The sequence below is a fragment of the Ectopseudomonas composti genome, from assembly GCF_900115475.1.
GTDB classification, from domain to species: Bacteria; Pseudomonadota; Gammaproteobacteria; order Pseudomonadales; family Pseudomonadaceae; genus Aquipseudomonas; species Aquipseudomonas composti.
On sequence record NZ_FOWP01000009.1, the window covers coordinates 73155 to 92551 of the forward strand.

The 19397-nt window shown below is 51.2% G+C and carries 19 protein-coding genes and 1 pseudogene; all 20 read left to right on the top strand.

Going from position 1 to position 19397, the window contains the following annotated elements; genetic code table 11:
* The first annotated feature begins 166 nt into the window (after positions 1-166).
* The 20 genes and pseudogenes from ihfB (at position 167) to BM059_RS16710 (ending at position 19353) form a co-directional block, all read left to right on the top strand.
* Positions 167-451 (top strand): integration host factor subunit beta, encoded by a 285-nt coding sequence (gene ihfB, locus BM059_RS16620; protein ID WP_037002350.1) that lies wholly within the window; start codon positions 167-169, stop codon positions 449-451.
* Between the two features lie 229 nt (positions 452-680).
* Positions 681-2150 carry an MBL fold metallo-hydrolase RNA specificity domain-containing protein gene (locus BM059_RS16625; protein WP_074940157.1) on the top strand — a complete coding sequence of 490 codons (1470 nt, stop codon included), beginning with the start codon at positions 681-683 and terminating at the stop codon, positions 2148-2150.
* A gap of 140 nt (positions 2151-2290) precedes the next feature.
* A complete protein-coding gene (locus BM059_RS25090; RefSeq protein WP_083413291.1) occupies positions 2291-3178 on the top strand; it encodes a phytanoyl-CoA dioxygenase family protein in 888 nt (295 codons plus the stop codon).
* A gap of 1 nt (position 3179) precedes the next feature.
* Positions 3180-4343 (top strand): hypothetical protein, encoded by a 1164-nt coding sequence (locus BM059_RS16635; RefSeq protein WP_074940163.1) that lies wholly within the window; start codon positions 3180-3182, stop codon positions 4341-4343.
* Between the two features lie 433 nt (positions 4344-4776).
* Positions 4777-4935, top strand: a pseudogene (locus BM059_RS25835) (DapH/DapD/GlmU-related protein); the annotation flags it as partial.
* A gap of 22 nt (positions 4936-4957) precedes the next feature.
* On the top strand, positions 4958-5956 hold the full coding sequence (pseB, locus tag BM059_RS16645; RefSeq protein ID WP_074940166.1) for a UDP-N-acetylglucosamine 4,6-dehydratase (inverting): 999 nt from the start codon (positions 4958-4960) through the stop codon (positions 5954-5956).
* A 3-nt stretch (positions 5957-5959) separates the two neighbouring features.
* Complete coding sequence (pseC, locus tag BM059_RS16650) at positions 5960-7120, top strand: UDP-4-amino-4,6-dideoxy-N-acetyl-beta-L-altrosamine transaminase (RefSeq protein ID WP_074940167.1); 1161 nt, start codon at positions 5960-5962, stop codon at positions 7118-7120.
* The gene (pseF, locus tag BM059_RS16655; protein ID WP_074940169.1) at positions 7117-7815 is read left to right on the top strand and encodes a pseudaminic acid cytidylyltransferase; all 699 of its coding nucleotides are present in this window, start codon (positions 7117-7119) and stop codon (positions 7813-7815) included. Before pseC ends, pseF begins: the two co-directional genes overlap by 4 nt.
* A 3-nt stretch (positions 7816-7818) precedes the next feature.
* Complete coding sequence (gene pseG, locus BM059_RS16660) at positions 7819-8907, top strand: UDP-2,4-diacetamido-2,4,6-trideoxy-beta-L-altropyranose hydrolase (protein WP_074940170.1); 1089 nt, start codon at positions 7819-7821, stop codon at positions 8905-8907.
* Positions 8897-9559 carry a formyl transferase gene (locus BM059_RS16665; protein ID WP_074940172.1) on the top strand — a complete coding sequence of 221 codons (663 nt, stop codon included), beginning with the start codon at positions 8897-8899 and terminating at the stop codon, positions 9557-9559. Before pseG ends, BM059_RS16665 begins: the two co-directional genes overlap by 11 nt.
* A gap of 223 nt (positions 9560-9782) precedes the next feature.
* Entirely contained in the window at positions 9783-10250 is a 468-nt protein-coding gene (locus BM059_RS16670; protein ID WP_244154419.1) for a formyl transferase, read from the top strand.
* Between the two features lie 2 nt (positions 10251-10252).
* The gene (gene pseI / locus BM059_RS16675) at positions 10253-11299 is read left to right on the top strand and encodes a pseudaminic acid synthase (protein WP_074940175.1); all 1047 of its coding nucleotides are present in this window, start codon (positions 10253-10255) and stop codon (positions 11297-11299) included.
* On the top strand, positions 11292-11963 hold the full coding sequence (locus BM059_RS16680) for a PIG-L deacetylase family protein (protein ID WP_074940176.1): 672 nt from the start codon (positions 11292-11294) through the stop codon (positions 11961-11963). Before pseI ends, BM059_RS16680 begins: the two co-directional genes overlap by 8 nt.
* Positions 11964-12010: 47 nt before the next feature.
* Positions 12011-13255, top strand: coding sequence for a hypothetical protein (locus tag BM059_RS25245; RefSeq protein ID WP_139220753.1), 1245 nt, complete (start codon positions 12011-12013; stop codon positions 13253-13255).
* Between the two features lie 263 nt (positions 13256-13518).
* Complete coding sequence (locus BM059_RS16685; protein ID WP_244154420.1) at positions 13519-14808, top strand: capsule biosynthesis protein; 1290 nt, start codon at positions 13519-13521, stop codon at positions 14806-14808.
* Positions 14805-15599, top strand: a complete 795-nt coding sequence (locus BM059_RS16690) for a glycosyltransferase family 2 protein (protein WP_074940180.1) — start codon at positions 14805-14807, stop codon at positions 15597-15599. The genes BM059_RS16685 and BM059_RS16690 overlap by 4 nt, the downstream gene beginning before the upstream one ends.
* Positions 15596-16546, top strand: a complete 951-nt coding sequence (locus tag BM059_RS16695; RefSeq protein WP_074940183.1) for a UDP-glucuronic acid decarboxylase family protein — start codon at positions 15596-15598, stop codon at positions 16544-16546. Before BM059_RS16690 ends, BM059_RS16695 begins: the two co-directional genes overlap by 4 nt.
* 8 nt (positions 16547-16554) lie before the next feature.
* On the top strand, positions 16555-17886 hold the full coding sequence (locus tag BM059_RS16700; RefSeq protein ID WP_074940185.1) for a UDP-glucose dehydrogenase family protein: 1332 nt from the start codon (positions 16555-16557) through the stop codon (positions 17884-17886).
* Positions 17883-18818, top strand: coding sequence for a UDP-glucose 4-epimerase family protein (locus BM059_RS16705; RefSeq protein WP_074940188.1), 936 nt, complete (start codon positions 17883-17885; stop codon positions 18816-18818). Before BM059_RS16700 ends, BM059_RS16705 begins: the two co-directional genes overlap by 4 nt.
* Positions 18802-19353, top strand: a complete 552-nt coding sequence (locus BM059_RS16710; protein WP_074940192.1) for a sugar transferase — start codon at positions 18802-18804, stop codon at positions 19351-19353. The genes BM059_RS16705 and BM059_RS16710 overlap by 17 nt, the downstream gene beginning before the upstream one ends.
* Positions 19354-19397: the final 44 nt, after the last annotated feature.

Sequence of the window (19397 nt, forward strand, 5' to 3'; positions counted from 1 at the left end):
CTGAAGAGATGCAGTGAGCGCCACTGCATCGGTCCAGGCAAGTAGCTCGGTAATTTCTTGGGGGCATGCTCGCTAACACCTTGTTTTTTAGGCTGTTCAAAAGCTGACCAGCGTGCTACAAACAAGGCATCGAGTCTTCTAGCCGCTTGAAAAAGAAGGGAAAACCATGACCAAGTCGGAGTTGATCGAAAAGATTGTCACTCATCAGGGTCAGTTGTCCTCCAAGGATGTCGAATTAGCCATCAAGACTATGTTGGAGCAAATGTCCCAGGCACTGGCCACGGGGGATCGCATCGAGATTCGCGGCTTTGGCAGCTTCTCGCTGCACTATCGCGCGCCGCGGGTAGGGCGTAACCCAAAAACCGGGCAGTCGGTGCGTCTGGACGGCAAGTTTGTACCGCACTTCAAGCCTGGCAAGGAGCTGCGTGACCGGGTGAATGAGGACGAGTGACCGAGCTTTGTGTTTCTAGCAGCTGCAGCTCTCCTGATTAAGCGATCGCCTGGCGTCACACTTTTGTCATGCTTGCGAAATCATGGAAAACCGGCAAAATGTGCGGGCTTTCACATAGCGCGCCGTTGCTAAATTTCCAACTAGTTCAGTCAATGGTCATTCTCTGAAGCGTCATCCGCACTACTGGGCTGAGTCCCTTTAAATTTTGCCAGCGTTAAGGGATTGACTCGTGCGGTACCCCTCTATTGTTCATCACGGCGCTGTCACTGGCGTGACGGGCTCATGCCATCAACTGCAGATGGATGATGAGCATGCGCTGCTGATCGACTGCGGCCTCTTTCAAGGCGCTGAAACTTCCCCTGAAGGCCGTGCGGGCGCTGGCAAGCTCGCCATCGATTTCTCTCTGGATGGCATCAAGGCGCTGGTCGCAACCCATGTTCATATCGATCACGTGGGCCGCATTCCCTACCTGCTGGCAGCTGGCTTCAAAGGTCCGATTCTTTGCAGTGAGCCGTCTGCCAAGCTTCTGCCCATCGTCCTCGAAGATGCCTTCAAGCTCGGTTTCAGCCGTGATCAGAAACAAGTCGAGCGCTACCTCAAACTGATCGAGCAGCGCATCGTCGCCTTGCCCTACAAACAATGGTTTACTCTGATCGACACGCCACGGCTTAAGGCGCGTATTCGTTTGCAGCGTGCTGGCCACATCCTCGGCTCGGCCTACGTCGAGGTTGATCTGCACTACCCCGAGAGGGGCGAGAAGAAACGCATCGTGTTCTCTGGCGACCTTGGCGCACCTCATGCGCCAATCCTCCCGGCGCCTAAAGCCCCATACAAAGCCGATATTCTGGTCATCGAAAGCACCTATGGTGACCGCCTGCACGAGGATCGCCGCAGCCGACGTGCGCGACTGGAGAAAGTGCTCGAGCACGCGCTGAGCAACCAGGGCACGGTTCTGATTCCAGCCTTTAGCATTGGTCGCACTCAGGAGCTGCTCTACGAGCTCGAAGACATCATTCATCGCAGGGCGCTAAAGGAGTCGGCAAAGACTCAGCCAGGTGCTTCCAAGTCGAAAATAAGCAAAGCCTCAGCCCTTGACTGGGCAAGTTTGCCGATCATTCTCGATTCTCCGTTAGCCAGTCGTTTTACTGCGGTTTATCGCGAGCTTGACCAGTTTTGGGATGCAGAGGCGAAATCAAGATTGGCCAAAGGCCGTAACCCGCTGGTTTTTCGCAACTTGCTCACGGTCGATAGCCACCAGGTCCATCTGGCCATGGTCAATCGCCTGACGCAAACCGCTCGGCCTGCCATTGTGATTGCGGGCAATGGCATGTGCTCTAGTGGGCGTATCGTCAACTACCTCAAAGCCATGCTCGGTGATACGCGGCATGATGTACTGTTCGTCGGCTACCAGGCTGAAGGTACTTCGGGTCGACAGATCCAACGCTTTGGCCCGCGTAGTGGCTATGTGGAACTTGATGGGCAGCGCTATGACATTCGGGCTCAGGTGCATACCATAGGTGGTTATTCTGCTCATGCAGATCAAGCAGGCTTAATGAGATTCATTACCGGTATGCGGAAGTGGCCAAATGAAATTCGCATCGTGCATGGAGAGGATCAAGCAAAGTCGAGGCTCGCTCTAGTTGTAAGGAGGTCTTATGGCGAAGAGGTGCAAGCGTTAAATATAATTATTCCTGCGTGACAGTTATTTCTAAGTGCTTTCGCGCGTCAAGACGATGCTTGATTTATGTTTCTCTGAGTATGTGTTCAAGCATATTTATATTGCATTCGTTGGGTTTGCCAGATTTTTAATTGCTAGGCTTGATATTTGTGAGGGTTTTTATGATTTCTAAGTACCGAATTATGAGAGGCTTGCTTAAGCGCAGGCTGGTTAGGGAATGTGTCTGGCATGTAGTGTGTTTTTTTAATAGAGGGAAAGTTGAAGGGTATCGTGCTGGCTTGGATATCTCTAAAACTTCTTTAGTAAGTGCAGTGGATTCAGATACTTACTTGGGGGGGCTTAAGCGTGATGGGGCTGTTTTGGGGCCATCCCTTTCTGATGAGGATGTTTGCTATTTACGAGGCTTTGCTGAGCGTGTGCCGTGCTTCGCTGATAGAAATCCTGCTCTCGGTTTTTACTTGAAGGATTTAGCTGTTGTTGAAGAAAAAATAGGAAAGAGTTTATTGCTTGCGCAATATTTTAATGTGCAAGATGATCCAGTGGTTGCCCGCCTGTCTAAAGACCCTTTTATGCTCTCATTGGCTGCTGCTTATCTCGGGGTTGAGCCTAAGTTGATGAGTGTTAACATGTGGTGGACATTTCCAGTAAATGCAAGCGCTGAAGATCGGTCGAAGCATGCGCATGTCTTTCATTATGATCTTGATGATATTAAGTTTGTTAAATTTTTTTTCTATCTGACGGATGTTGATAGTGAGAGTGGTCCTCATGTTTTTGTAAGAGGGTCGAATAGAGAGGTGCGTTATAAAAATACTTTCCTAAAATCCAAGCGTTTTACTGATGAGGAGGTCATTGCTTCATATGGTATTGAGAATGTCGTTGAGGTATGCGGGAAGGCAGGTTCTTGCTTGATAGAAGATACCATTACCCTGCACAAGGGCGTGACTCCTTTGCGGCATCCTCGGTTGTTGTTGCAATTTGAGTTTTCGATTAATACCTATCCAGAAGTGAGTTGTACTACAGATCCCGCCCTGTTGAGGGTGGTTGTTTAGTATGCGGGACTGGTTTTATTTGGTCTTCGCTGCTGCCGGAGTGGGAGTGGCTGCGCTAAAGGGCTTCTTGTATGCGCATGTCCTAGGTGAAGTGGAGTACGCTGCAGTTGGCTACTATTTACTGGTCTTAGGGTTTGGGGGACTAGTAATTGGTAGTGGTGTTATGTTGCGTGCTCATACAGAACTTCCCGTTATGGATCGAGCTCAGCGTGTTGCCTTCATCGCTCAGGGGCGGGGGGTAGGTTTTATTTTTTGGCTGGGTCTGGGAGTTCCATCGCTTCTGATCGGTTCGTTTTTTTGGGAGTTTTCGCTGTTCTCGCTGACGTTGCTTCAAGTTTTTATTATGTTTCTATTTACTCTGGATGTCGTGGCTCGCAAAAGTGATGGCGATTTTATCGGTTATGCTCGCTCTGTATTTGCGCGTAATTTTTTATTATTAGTGGGCGGTGTGTCCGTTGCTTGTGCAACAGGGTCAGCCCGGCTTTCAATTTTGAGTGAGGTACTTTGTGGGTTGCTGGCGTGCGGGAATATAGTCGTCAATTGGATTTTGAATTTTAAGCTTCCCACAAAACCTTATTTGAAGAAGTCTCTGAGGTTTGTCCCTGTTAGTCTCCTGGGGGGTGTGGGGCAGTATATTGATCGCTTGTGTGCTTCGGTATTACTCACTTTAACTGCTTTCTCTGTATATTCTTATTTGTCATTACTTATGGTGGGGGCGTTGGCAGTTCAGCAGATAGTCAATACGAAGGTGATTACATTGTTATCTGTGCGTTGTGCTGAATCTCCGCGATTGGCTTATTTATATCTGCTGCGGGTCTCTGCTTTTGTTTTTTTTGTCTCTTTTGTTTTGATGCTCTGTGCGGCTTATGCTCTATTTTTTAGTTGGTTTGCGGCCTCTTGGGTCAATGTGGGTCCGGTAATAGTCTTTCTTTTTGTCGTGGGTTCTGCTTTTAAGGCTGCGGAATTTTTTTCCAGCTTTCTTGTGGTGATGCACAGAAAGAAATTATTGGCACTGATTCAGTTGGCAAGTGTTTTGGGTTATGCGCTTCTTGCAGTTATGTCATATTCGGCGGGGTTTGAGGCTTTTGTTTCGTTCATGGTGATTGGCATGGCTATTTATACTTTCACGCTAATGTTGGTTTCTTGGAGGATTTCACTTGTTTAATCGTATTGTCGATATGGTGTGGCTTAGGGTTTATTCCTTGTGGCTGTGTTGGGTTGGTTTTTTTCGAGGGTATCGGTTTCATCCCTTTGCTAGTATCAAGGGGCGAGGCCTTGTTCTGGAATCTGGTAGTTCTGTTCATAATGTGCGTTTAGATACTGGCTTGGGAAATATTCACTTTCATTCAGGCTGCTGGCTAAATGATGGTGTTGAAATGTCGGCTATTAAGGAGATTGTTATAGGCCGTGGTACGACATTGCAGCGTAACGTAACTATTAATGGGCAGGTTTGTTTGGGTGTAAATTGTTTGTTGGCTCCCAATGTTTTTATTTCTTCTACCTCTCATGTTCACGATCACATTCCCGGGATGTCTATACGAGAGCAAGAGCGACTCTTGTCTCAGGAAGAGTTTCTGCGGATCTACAATCGTCCTATCGTTGTAGGCGATGACGTCTGGATTGGTGTCAACGCGGTTCTGATGCCAGGCGTTCAGATTGGCGCGCATGCAGTCGTTGGTGCCAATGCAGTGGTGACAAAAGATGTGCCCGAGGGGGCCATTGTGGCGGGAGTGCCTGCTAGAATATTGAGTTATCGTTTAGGCTTTGAGGGCAAAAGTTGTGCTGAGTAATAAAACTATTCTCATTACCGGGGGCACTGGCTCTTTCGGCAACACATTCGTGCCGATGACATTGGCAAAATATAATCCCAAGAAAATTATCATCTTCTCTCGCGATGAGATGAAGCAGTGGGACATGGCCAAGAAATTCGAAGGCGACCCGCGTGTTCGCTTCTTCATTGGCGACGTTCGCGACAAGGATCGTCTCTATCGAGCTCTCGATGGTGTGGACTACGTGGTGCATGCCGCCGCCACCAAGATCGTTCCGACTGCTGAATACAATCCGTTCGAATGCATCAAGACCAATATCAACGGTGCCATGAATCTGATCGATGCCTGCATCGACAAGGGCGTCAAGCGAGTGGTCGCACTCTCCACCGATAAGGCCAGCAGCCCGATCAACCTTTACGGCGCCACCAAGCTAGCCTCGGACAAGCTGTTCGTTGCGGGCAACTCCTATGCGGGTGGTCACGATACCCGCATGGCGGTCGTGCGTTACGGTAATGTAATGGGTTCGCGGGGGTCGGTGATTCCCTTCTTCATGTCGATCAAGGAAAAAGGCGAACTGCCTATCACCGACGAGCGCATGACACGCTTCATGATCTCCTTGGAAGAGGGAGTCGAGTTGGTCTGGCACGCGTTCGAGGATATGGAAGGCGGCGAAATCTACGTCAAGAAAATCCCCTCCATGAAAGTGACCGATCTGGCCCGCGTCGTCGCGCCCGAAGCGTCGCAGAAGATCGTTGGCATTCGCCCCGGTGAAAAACTGCACGAGCAGATGATCAGTGCCGAGGATTCCTACACTACATATGAGTACCCTGAGCATTTCAAGATTCTTCCGGTCATCCATGACTGGGCAAACTGCCCCAAGCGCATCAAGGATGGCACCAAGGTGCCGGAAGGTTTTGTCTATGCCAGTGACAACAACACCGAATGGATGAGTGATGAGGCGCTGAGCGCCTGGATTGAGCAGAACCACGAAAAGATTGGGAGCATCTAAGGCATGATCCCCTACGGTCGCCAAGACATTACTCAGGCCGACATCGATGCAGTCGTCGAGGTTCTGCAGTCTGATTTCCTCACCCAGGGCCCGATGGTGCCCCGTTTCGAGCAAGGGGTGGCGCATCATGTCGCAGCGGCGCACGCGCTGGCCGTCAATAGTGCCACCTCGGCACTGCATATCGCCTGCCTGGCGCTGGGGTTGGGAGAAGGCGACCGCCTGTGGACATCACCGATCACCTTCGTGGCTTCTGCCAACTGCGCGCTGTACTGCGGTGCGCAGGTGGATTTCGTTGATATCGACCCACGTACCTATAACCTCTGCCCCAAGGCACTTGAGCGCAAACTACAGGCGGCAGAGCGTGAGGGTGCGTTACCCAAGGTGCTCGTCGCCGTACACTTGTGTGGCCAGTCCTGTGATATGCAGGCCATCTCGGTACTGGCCAAGCGCTACGGCTTCAAGGTTATTGAAGATGCCTCTCATGCCATTGGTGGCAAATACCGGGGAGAGTTCATCGGTAACTGCCGCCACAGCGACATAACGGTATTCAGCTTTCACCCAGTAAAGATCATCACTACCGCCGAGGGGGGAATGGCCCTCACCAATAGTGCCGAACTGGGAGGGAAAATGGCTTTGCTGCGCAGTCACGGTATTACCCGTGACCCGTCGCAAATGACCCACGCTGCTGATGGCCCCTGGTACTACCAGCAGATCGACCTTGGCTTCAACTACCGGATGACCGAGCTGCAGGCCGCGCTCGGGTTCAGTCAATTACGGCGTCTCGATCAGTTCGTGGCACGTCGCCATGAGTTGGCGGCCCGCTATAACCGACTATTGGCGACATTGCCAGTGACAACGCCCTGGCAGCATCCCGACAGCTACTCCGGCCTGCACCTATACGCCGTGCGCCTGAAGCTGGAGCAGATCGGCAAAAGCCATCGTGAGGTTTTCGAGTCGCTACGCGAGCAAGGCATTGGCGTCAACCTGCACTACATCCCGGTACATACCCAGCCGTACTTCCAGCGCATGGGTTTCAAGCCGGGGGATTTCCCCGAGGCTGAGCGCTACTACGCTGAATCCATCAGCCTGCCGATGTTCCAGACCATGACCGATGCTCAGCAGGATGACGTCGTGGTCGCTCTTCAGCGAGCACTTCAGGCATGAGACTCGCAGTCATCCCTGCCCGTGGTGGCAGCAAGCGCATACCGCGCAAGAACATCAAAACGTTCTGCGGGAAGCCGATGATCGTATGGTCGATCGAGGCGGCCCTGGCCAGTGGTTGTTTTGATGCCGTGATCGTCTCCACCGATGATGCCGAGATTGCCGAGGTGGCTCGCCATTACGGCGCCGATGTGCCGTTCATGCGTCCAGCAGAGTTGTCTGATGACTACGCTGGAACTGTTCCGGTCATTCGCCACGCAACCGAGTGGTTCATTGCCAATGGGCAGGCGCCAGAGCAGGTTTGCTGCATTTACGCTACCGCGCCTTTCGTGACTGGCGAGGATATTCGCGGAGGGTTGGATGCGTTGTCCAACAACGACTGTGACTACGCCTTCTCTGTTACCAGCTACGCCTTCCCTATTCAGCGAGCAATCCGCATCACGCCGGCTGATCGTGTAGAAATGTTCAATCCTGAGCACTTCAACACGCGCTCCCAGGATCTTGAGGAGGCTTATCACGATGCAGGGCAGTTCTACTGGGGGCGCGCCAGTGCGTGGTTGGAAGGCAAGATCCTGTTTGGGACATACGCCGTACCGGTCAAGTTACCTCGTCATCGGGTTCAGGATATCGACACCTTGGAAGACTGGGTGCGGGCCGAGTGGCTTTTCAAGGCCATACAGGCTCAGGTAGAGCAATAAATCATGAAAGTCGCTTTCCGAGCGGATGCATCATTGCAGATGGGCAGTGGGCATATCATGCGTTGCTTGACCTTGGCAGACGCCTTGAAGCAGAAAGGCGCTCAATGCCATTTCTTTTGCCGAGAACACCCCGGCCACCTTATCGAAATGGTTCGCGGCAAGGGCCATGCTGTGCATGTTCTGCCTTACGAACCGGAGAGCCTGATAGACCGAGACGGGCCTGCTCACGCCGCTTGGCTGGGTGCAACCCAGGAGCAGGATGTTCAGGCATGTTCACCTACCTTGCAGGAACTCCAGCCAGATTGGTTGATCGTGGACCACTATGCTTTGGACATTCGCTGGGAAGAGCGGTTACGGCCCTTCTGTCGACGGTTGATGGTCATAGATGATCTGGCTGATCGGAGCCATCAATGCGACTTGCTGCTTGACCAGAACCTTGGGCGAAAGCATGAGGATTATGCCGGACTGGTCCCAAATGACTGTGTCGTGGTCACGGGCCCGCAATATGCCTTGTTGCGGCCGGAGTTTGCTGCTTTGAGAGAGGTCAGCCTCAAGCGTCGGGACGAGCCCCATTTGCGTAACATACTCATCTCTATGGGGGGAGTGGATGGACCCAACGCTACCAGTCGAGTTCTGGAGGCGTTGAGAGAGTGCGTGCTGCCGGATGATTGCCAGTTGAAAGTAGTGATGGGCCCGAAGGCGCCCTGGCTTCAACAGGTTCGTGATGCCGCGAGTACGATGCTTTGTCCAACGGAGGTATTGGTCAATGTCACTGATATGGGTACTTTGATGATGAGCAGTGACCTATCCATAGGTGCTGCTGGAAGTACCTCATGGGAACGCTGCTGTCTGGGGGTGCCGAGCATCATTCTGGTATTGGCTGAGAACCAACGCCTTATTTCTTTCGAGCTGGACAAAGCCGGGGCGGCCAAGGCGATCAGCCTGGATGAGAGTGATCTGGATGCTCAACTGAAGAAGTTGATCGATAGATACCAGATATCTGCTCACCTTAAGGAAACTTCCAAAAGAGCGGCTTCGGTTTGTGACGGAATAGGTGTAGAGCGAATCGGGAGTGTGCTGTTTGGAAAGTAACTCAATTACAGTCCTTGTCGATAATGATTCTTGGATTATCCCCTATGCGAGAAAACTGGTGGAGATCCTGAGAGAAAAAGGCTTGGACGCGGCTTTTGCGGATAGCGCTGACAGAGTGCGGGTCGGTTGGATCAATTTCATGCTTGGTTGTACGCGGATCGTAAGTGATGACGTGTTGCTGCGAAACCAGCATAACTTAGTGGTGCATGAAAGCGAACTACCTGAGGGGCGTGGGTTTGCTCCAATGGCTTGGCAAATTCTGGAAGGGAAGCGACAGATCCCAATATGCCTCCTGGAGGCATCAGGCGCGGTTGATGCCGGTGATGTCTGGATAAGGGATGTTATAGAGCTGAATGGGGCGGAGTTGTGTGACGAGTGGCGAACTCTGCAAGGAGAAAAAACCGTCCAGCTTTGCTTGAGGTTTGTCAATGAATATAAAGCGCTTATTCCCGTAAAACAAGAGGGAGCACCTTCTTGGTACTCGCGTCGGCGTCCCGCCGATAGCCGTTTGAATATCGATAAGTCGGTACGAGATCAGTTCAATCTGCTCAGGATCGTGGATAACGAAAGATACCCCGCCTATTTTGAAATTGATGGGCAGGTTTATACGTTGCAGATATTCAAGGCCAGGGGGGAAAATGGCGGAGCATGAGGCGGGGAAGGCTACGTATATATTTGCCAGTTGCAAAACGTGGCATAGAGCTTATTTCGACACCTTGTCCAAAGAGGGACATGCCCATTGGATTTGGGTGTCGCGACCAGCGGAGTTGATAAGCGTCCTCGATCGGAAAAGTCCACGTTACATATTTTTCCTTCACTGGAATTGGCTTGTTCCCGAGTCGATCTGGGAGCGTCACGAATGCGTTTGCTTCCATATGACTGATGTGCCTTATGGAAGGGGGGGGAGCCCTCTTCAGAACCTGATCGTTGCCGGTCATAGCCAGACCAAGTTGACAGCTTTGAGGATGATTGAGGAAATGGATGCCGGCCCGGTATATACGAAAAAAGATCTGGATCTTTCGGGCACTGCCCAGGAGATCTATGTTCGTGCAGGTGCATTGAGTACTGAGATCATCCGTTGGATGGTTTCTGTCGAGCCGGAGCCTGTTCCGCAGTCCGGAGAGCCTGTCGCGTTTCGGCGCCGCATCCCCGAGCAAAGCAGATTGCCTGAGTCTGGAGAGGTGGCCTATCTATACGATTTCATTAGAATGTTGGATGCAGATAGTTATCCACATGCCTTCCTCGACTATGGGGACTTTAGGCTAGAGTTCAGAAAGGCTCAGCAGGGTGATATGGAATTGAGTGCCCAAGTTAAGATATACAAGCGAAAGAACGAGGCTTGAAAATGATTGCAGAAATAAATGGACGAAAAATTGGTAAAGGTCATCCGCCTTATATTATCGCCGAATTATCAGCCAATCATAATGGCTCGTTGGAGCGAGCATTCGAGACGATCAAAGCTGCTCATGAAAGTGGCGCACATGCAATAAAAATTCAGACCTACACCGCTGACACCATGACCATTGATTGTGATCGTGAGGACTTCATGATTCATGGTGGTTTATGGGCAGGGTATAAATTGTATGACCTTTACAAATGGGCTGAAACTCCTTTTGAATGGCATAAGGCGATATTCGATTATGCCGCTAGCCTGGGAATCACTATCTTTTCTACCCCGTTTGATGAGTCGGCGGTTGATCTGCTGGAATCACTAGGTACTCCCGCCTATAAGATTGCCTCTTTCGAGGCGACTGATCTTCCGTTGATCCGCTACGTCGCCAGCAAAGGTAAGCCGGTGATCATTTCCACCGGAATGTGTACCGAGTCGGAAATCTCGGAGGCCGTTGCTACGGCTCGGGAGGCCGGATGTGAAAGCCTGGTCGTGCTCCACTGCATTAGCAGTTATCCTGCGCCAATGGATCAAGCGAATTTGCTGCAGATGCCGCGTTTGACAGAATGCTTTGGGACTATCCCAGGACTGTCCGACCATACATTGGGTACAACCGCTTCCGTGGCTGCAGTGGCACTTGGAGCTTGTGTGATCGAAAAACACTTCACTCTCAGTCGAAATGACAAGGGGCCGGACAGCGAATTTTCCATCGAGCCTGATGAGCTGAAACGGCTTTGCCAAGATACTTTCGATGCTTGGTCAGCGCTGGGCAAACCTGGTTTCGAGCGTCAGAAAGCAGAAGAGGGGAGCAAGCATTTTCGCCGTTCTGTATATTTCATCAAGGATATGGAGGCTGGGGAAATCATCACGCCTGCCCATATTCGCCGTATCCGGCCTGGCTTCGGGCTACCACCCAAGTATTTCGACCAGCTTATTGGCAAGCGCGTTAAGGAAGATGTTGATCGCGGAACAGCGACCGACTGGGAGTTGATCGGTGAGTAAGGTTGTCTTGGTCGTAGCTGCTCATTCCGATGATGAGGTTCTCGGGTGCGGTGGGACTATCGCTCGGCACGTGGATGAAGGCGATACGGTTTATGCTGTATTCCTTGCCGACGGTATTAGCTCTCGTGAAGGCGCCGGAGTTGCTGAGTTAAATAAGCGAATGGAAGCGTCTGAGCATGCTCGCCAGATATTGGGTATTACCAAGAACTACTATCTGGGGCTGCCAGACAACCGCTTGGACACATTGCCGCTGATTGAAGTTATTCAGCCATTGGAGCAGGTTGTCTCAGAGATAAAGCCCCATATCATTTATACGCATCACTTTGGTGACTTGAACGTTGATCACCGCATTGCACATCAGGCCGTGATGACTGCATGTCGTCCTTTGCCAGGTGGCAGTGTAAGGGAAATATATACCTTTCAAGTGATGTCGAGTACCGAGTGGAATTCACCAGGCTATATGCCATTTTTACCCCAGTGTGCGGTTGATGTCTCCTCTTACTTAGAGGTCAAGGAGGCCGCGCTTAAAGCTTATGAGCATGAAATGAGGGCATATCCTCACTCAAGGAGCGTGAGTCATCTTATTGCTTTGGCTCAACATAATGGTGCCATGCATGGGTTTATGGCGGCAGAAGTTTTTATGATTGCCAGACTGTTGCGATGAGCTAAAAGCTCATGGTTATAAGGTGCTTTTCTCTGTAGAGGTGATCTGTGGTTGATCGGGTTGGTGGTTTTTTTAAGGTCTTTGATAGTAGGCAAGTTGTTTTTTTGTCTGCGTTGTTGGTTTTGTGTAATTATTACTATTTTTATTTCTTGGATTTTTATCAGGGGGTTGCAGATGTTGGGGTAGGATTTTCCATCTTAAAATTATTTGGTGTTTTTCTGGGGGCTGTCTCGCTTCTAAGAGTGACTCTTAGGGACGGTAAAAAAGAGCTTTGGTATGTGACGATTTTTTTTCTAATTGCATTTATATTGTTTTTTTTGAAAGGGGTTCTTTTGGGCTTTAGTGGTCTAATGTTTTTAAACGCTTTTCTCTGTATGGTTCCTTTTCTTGTTTTTCGTCTTAAGGGTGGGCGCGAGAGAGTTGTTTTTTTCTTTGAGTGTTGTCTATATGTATTGATTTTTCAAATTATTTTGGATCAATTAATTTATTGGTCTGGTAATAGTCTCTGGGAGAATAAGGCCTTTGTGGGTGGGCTTGGCAATCCTTCTAGTTTTGGTTTGCTGTGCAATGTTTTGCTCTGCTATGTGCTTTTTGAGCGTCGCGCAGCTTTCTCATCGACCTTGTTTGCGTTTGTTCTAGCCTATGGCGTGTGTAGGTCTAACTCTTTGCTGGCGCTTATTTCTCTTGGTGTGGTGTTGGGGTTTTATTTTTTTGAATATCGTTCTTTGAGGCGATTCGCTTTTGTTTTAGCTGTCTTCTCTTTTTCAGTATATCTTGGTGGGCAGGCTCATCTTTTTTATAAATTCGATTCGCTTGTTGATTTGGCCTTTGAAGAAGTGGGTAGTGTTGTTGAGGAGGATGTAGGCGGTTCTGTGTCAATATCTACTCGCGTTCATATTCATTATGAATATCTTGATAATCTCCTTTCCAGGCCTGTAGAGGCTATTTTCTATGGATTTACGAATAAAGCTTATATGGCTTATGATAGTCAGTTGTTGACCTACTTGAGTAGCTTTGGCTTGCTTGTTTCTCTATTGTTTTTTTTGTCTTTTTCCGCGGTTCTGTTTCATTGTTTTTCTAGCGGTTCGAGTTACTTTGTGTTTGTTGCGCTTTTTATTTTTGGTCTGACATTTCTCACGAACAGAATTTTGGATTACTATCCGATGCCAATTTTCTTTGCTCTTTTAGTGGTTCTTGCAAGTGATGATTTTTCTTGCGGTAGGCGGCGTTTTTTATCAGGGCGACGTTCTTTTCCTTATTTCTTTACAAAGTCCGAGAGGTTGCCTTCGTGAAGGTTGGTCTTGTTAATTTGTTTTCTTTTAGGCCTCACGTTGAGCAGTTGCTTTACCTTTCGTATTTGCTTGAGTCAGCAGGGCATGAAATTTTTTATCTGACGTGTGATGCAGCAGTTAGTAATTGCTATCCGAGAGCAATCAAGGGCAGTGGCAAATTTAAGGAATGTGCGAAATGTATGGTGGGTGGGGTGCGAAGCTACGCATCCCAGCGTGTTACTGCGATAAATGGCCGGGCTTCGGGAGGGGGGGACGAGCATGTCTTGGACAAGCTTGCGCTCTCCAGTTCTTGCACCTTGACGCGTACTGAGTCGGAAACCGAGTGGCTTGAGCCAGAGGTGGTGGCTGTGCGTCGTTCGCTATACGGCCCTATTGCAAGTACTGTCGAGAGTACGCGACGCTGGATTGAGAATAATTCACTGGAGGGAGTTATTTGCTTCAATGGGCGGATGGATTTAACTCGTGCTGTAACCTTTGCTTGTGAGCAGATGGGTATTCCCTTCATCACCCATGAGCGCCCTTGGTTCAGTCAGGGGATTCATCTGACCCCGAATGCTAACTGCCTGTCTCTCAAAGCCGTTGGGGACATGGTCGCCGAATATGATTCACGACCGTTGACATTGACTCAGGCGAAAATTGCCGGAAAGTTGGCGGGGGATCGATTTCTGCAGCGTAACTCTCTGGAGTGGCGGCTCTATAACAAAAATCCCGAGCCGGCTCCCTGGCCCCTCGATACGGAGGGGCTGCGCGTACTGGTTCTGCCCAGCAGCAAGAATGAGTTTGCAGGTCACGACGAGTGGGCTTCTCCTTGGGTCGACAATACCCAGGCACTGGATGATTTTTTCGAGGCTTTTGGCATTCATTCAAACCAAGTGGTCGTGCGTTGCCACCCGAACTGGTCAGAGAACATTGGGCGTGTAGGTGGTGAGCGGTCCCTTGGTTTGTATCTCGAATGGACCAGAAATCGAGGTATTTACTGCATCTCGAGCGAACAAAAAGCCAGTACCTACGACCTCATTCAGCAGGCCGATATCGTTGTGATGAATGGCGGCAGTTCGGCTGTCGAGGCGGGCGTCTGCGGCAAGCAGGTGATTTGTCTGGGGCCGTCCACTTATGCGCGTGCCGGGTTTGTGAGAGCTTTTCCCGATAAGCAATCAATGTACGCCTTGGACGCACGTAAGGATTTGGAACCTGATCTGATCATTCGCAAGACGCTGCGCTTCCTTTATCTGCGTTCTCATCGTCATCCGCAATTCGTCGATTTCGTGCGCCCCATTGAGACGACGCGTTACACCTATCGAGAGGGGGCGGATGCTTCCCGGATCACTGACATGTTTCATACCGGCAAGCTGGTTGCGGACGATGAAAGTTATGCTTCAGACGAAAGCGAAGAGAGCCAGGTTGTAGGGCTATTGAAGGACAAACGGTGGGGGGAGTTAGCTGATTATGAGGTTCCAGAGCTGGATTTACCTTTGCTAGAAATAAAACGGCGTCCTGCGTTTCGTTGGGTCGACGAAGTCAGAGCCATGTTACCCAGAGGGGATAGAGGTTGAGTCAGGTAGACATCCCAACGGTGACGGTCGTTACACCGTCCTATAACGCTGAGAAGCTGATTGGGCGAACCATCGAGTCGGTGCTTGCTCAGTCATGTCAGGACTGGGAGCTACTCGTTATCGACGATTGCTCGAAAGACGCGACGCGAGATGTGGTGGCAGCCTATGCCGCTCAGGACTCCAGGATTCGGCTGATTGCCTTGGAGAAGAACAATGGCGCTCCGGCAGCGCCTCGGAACATTGGGGTGCGTGAGGCCAAAGGGCGCTGGATCGCATTCCTTGATGCCGATGATATTTGGCATCCTGAGAAACTTGCTTTGCAGTTGGAAGCGGCCGATGCGAAGTCTGGAGAGTTCATCAGTTCCCAGATGAAGGATTTTTGGAATGACGCTACGCTGAATTTTGTTCCCGTCAAGGATGCTCCAGTGGCGGCTATTTCTTTCGCTCAACAGCGCATCAAGGGGCGTATCCCGACTTCCAGTGTATTGATCATACGCGAGCTGATGCTCGCTTTTCCGTTCAATGAGGACATTCGCTACAAGGCAGTGGAGGATTATCACTGCTGGCTGCGGATCCTTGAGAGCGGGATTGTGAACTGGAAAGTCCAGTATCCACTACTCAGTTATCGTCGTATCGCTGGCCAGATATCTGGCTCCAAACGCTATATGCTCGAGCGGATGCATATGCTGCACAGAGAATTTCCTAATACCAATTCTCTGCAGGCAGCATTATTTACGTTTACCCATGCAGTGGGCGGCTTTTATTACCGTATTTTAAGGAAAGGTCTATGAAGCGGATTATGGTGACAGGTGGAGCCGGCTTTCTGGGGTCGCATCTTTGTGAGCGATTGTTGTCGGAGGGCAATGAGGTGTTGTGCGTGGACAACTTCTTCACCGGAGCCAAGCGCAATATTGCCCATCTGCTGAGTAATCCTTACTTTGAATTGATTCGCCATGATGTGACGTTTCCGCTTTATGTCGAGGTCGATGAAATTTATAACCTCGCTTGCCCGGCGTCGCCTGTGCATTATCAGTTCGACCCTGTGCAGACACTCAAGACCAGTGTTCATGGCGCTATCAATGTATTAGGCCTTGCCAAGCGCACAAAGGCGAAGATTTTTCAGGCATCGACCAGTGAAGTTTATGGTGATCCTGAGGTGCACCCTCAGCCAGAGTCGTATTGGGGGCGCGTGAACCCCATCGGTATTCGCTCTTGCTATGACGAAGGTAAGCGCTGTGCTGAAACGCTTTTCTCCGATTACCACAGGCAGCACGGTGTAAGAATCAAGATTGCCCGGATCTTCAACACCTATGGCCCACGAATGCATCCCAATGATGGCCGTGTCGTCAGTAACTTCATCGTTCAGGCCTTGCGTGGTGAGGACATCACCATTTACGGGGAAGGGCAGCAAACTCGAAGCTTCTGTTACGTTGATGATCTGGTTGAGGGCTTTGTACGCCTGATGGGGACGTCCGATGATGTGACCGGGCCGATAAACTTAGGCAACCCTGGTGAGTTCACCATGCTGCAGCTAGCTGAGCGTGTTTTGGCGCTTACTGGCTCTTCTTCGAAGCTGGTGTTCCGTCCTTTGCCGCAAGATGATCCGAAGCAACGCCAACCCGACATTACTCAGGCAAAGGCGGTTCTCGATTGGCAGCCTACCATTGCACTCGACAACGGCCTGGAAAAGACCATCAGCTATTTTGATGCCTTGCTCAAAGAGGAGCCTCTGGTTTGAGTTCGCTGATGAGAATTACGGTTTTTGGCAGCGGCTATGTCGGCTTGGTAACCGGTGCTTGCCTGGCTGACGTTGGGCATTCGGTCATGTGCATCGATGTCGACCAAAAGAAGATTGACGGCCTTAATCGCGGCATCATTCCTATTTACGAGCCCGGGCTTGAGGAAATGATCCTCAAGAACTCGAAGGCAGGCCGTTTGAGCTTTTCGACGGATGCGGCTGCTGGGGTCGAGCACGGTTACTTGCAGTTCATTGCTGTTGGTACGCCGCCTGATGAGGATGGCAAGGCTGATCTGAAGTACGTGTTGGAGGTGGCGGCCACTATCGGCCGTCACATGACGGAAAAGAAGGTTGTCATCGACAAGTCAACTGTGCCGGTTGGTACGGCAGACAAGGTGCGTGACCGTATCGGTTCGATATTGGCCGATCGCGGTGTGCAGGTTGAGTTTGAGGTGTGTTCGAATCCGGAGTTCTTGAAAGAGGGCGCTGCAATCGAGGACTTCACCAAAGGTGCGCGTATCGTTGTTGGAACGGATTCGCTCGAGGTGCGTGATGCTATGCGTCACTGCTATGCGCCCTACAATCGTAATCACGATAAGTTGATGTTCATGGATGTACGGTCGGCAGAACTGACCAAATACGCCGCCAACGCAATTTTGGCAACCAAGATCAGTTTCATGAACGAGATGGCCGCATTGGCCGAGCGCTTGGGGGCTGATATCGAGCAGGTACGCCTCGGTATCGGTTCGGATCCTCGAATCGGCTATCACTTCATATACCCCGGCTGTGGCTATGGTGGTTCGTGTTTCCCCAAAGATGTGCAAGCTTTGGCACGTACTGCTTTGGAGGTTGGAGTCGAGCCAGATCTCCTAATGGCAGTCGAGCGTGTGAACCAACGCCAGAAACAGGTGCTGTTTGACAAGCTGTCACGTGCTTTCGATGGCCAGCTCGCTGGCAGGAAGGTTGCGCTGTGGGGGCTTGCATTCAAGCCAAATACTGACGACATGCGTGATGCCCCGAGCCGGGTTCTGATGGAGGCTCTTTGGCAGGCAGGAGCCTGCGTGCAAGCTTTTGATCCTGAAGCGATGCAGGAGTGCCGGCGTATTTATGGTGAGCGTACTGATCTGATCCTGTGCGACTCTCGCGAGGCGGCCCTGAAGGGGGCTGATGCGCTCGTCATTTGTACCGAGTGGAAGGCCTTCCGCACCATTGATCCGTCTTTGCTCAAGGCTAGCCTGCGTTTACCGGTCGTTGTGGATGGGAGAAATCTATTCGATCCGGTTGAAATGGCGCAGGCAGGTTTGCTTTATCACGCTATTGGTCGCGGATTGACGCAATGACCATCCTGATAACAGGGGCTTCTGGTTTTGTAGGCGGCGCCCTTGCCAGGCGCTTGGTTGAGCAGGGGAGTGGTGTTCGCACCCTGGGGAGGACGCGGCCTGGGATTGCTACTGAGTTTTTCGAGGGCTCGATAGATGATCAGCAGGTTTCGAGCAAAGCCCTCGAAGGAGTTGATTGTGTCGTTCATCTGGCAGGTAGAGCGCACCAACTCCGTGAGACCAGTGTCGATCCGCTGGAAGACTTCAGGGCTGCCAACTGCAGAATTTCCGAAGAGTTGGCTGCTCAGGCGATTGAAGCAGGCGTCAGGCGGTTTGTTTTCATCAGCTCAATTGGCGTGAACGGTGCGTTTACCCAAGACGGTCGTCCGTTCACAGAGGCTAGCCAGCCGGAGCCGCATTCGCCTTATGCGCGATCGAAGTATGAGGCTGAAGTTGCTTTGCGTAGGCTGGCTGAGAGGGGAGGTATGGAGCTGGTGATTATCCGTCCTCCCCTGGTGTACGGCGCTGGGGCGCCTGGTAATTTTTCCAGCTTGATGCGCTGGGTTGGTAAAGGGATTCCCTTGCCGTTTGGAGCGGTTCACAACAAGCGCTCCCTGATCGCTGTCGATAACCTGGTTGATCTGATTATTCGCTGCATCGACCACCCAGCTGCTGCCAATGAGCTGTTTCTGGCGGGTGATGGCGATGATTTATCGACGACTGAGTTGTTGCGTGGTGTGGCTGATTCCATGGGGCGACCTGCGCGTTTGATGCCGGTGCCTGTCATTCTGCTGCGGTTGGCTGCCAGCGCACTCGGAAAGAAGGGCATGGCCCATAGCTTGCTGGATTCACTGCAGGTTGATATCAGCAAGGCGCGTGATTTACTGGGATGGGAACCGCCGGTTTCCGTAGAGGAAGGCTTGAGAAGGTGCGTGCGTGATTCGTCTGTTTGATATTTTGTTTGCTTCTATGGGGCTGTTGTTTGGTTTCCCGGTACTGCTGCTGATTTATGTCTTGGGGCTGTTCGACACAGGGTCGCCGCTTTTCCGGCAGGAGCGTGTAGGGCGTAACCTGAAGCCATTTGTTTTGGTGAAATTTCGCACCATGAAGGTGGACACTGCTTCGGTTGCCAGTCATTTGGCGTCCTCTGCGTCGATTACGCCCATGGGCGGTTTTCTGCGCCGCACCAAGCTGGATGAGTTGCCACAGCTTTGGAATGTGCTGAAGGGGGAGATGAGCCTGGTGGGGCCGCGTCCTAATCTGTTCAATCAGGCTGAGCTGATCGCAGAGCGGTCCGCGCTTGGCGTATATGACGTGCGCCCTGGTATCACGGGTGTGGCCCAGGTCCAGGGTATCGATATGTCTACGCCCAGGTTGCTGGCCGAGACGGATGCTCAAATGATTCGTGCATTGTCGCTGTCCCTGTATTTCAGACTGATCATGCAGACGGCTCTGGGTAAGGGCGGTGGTGATCGCGTCGTGCGCTGATGACTGATCCGCTCATGACACTGGATGCGCTCTGCTGTTCAACA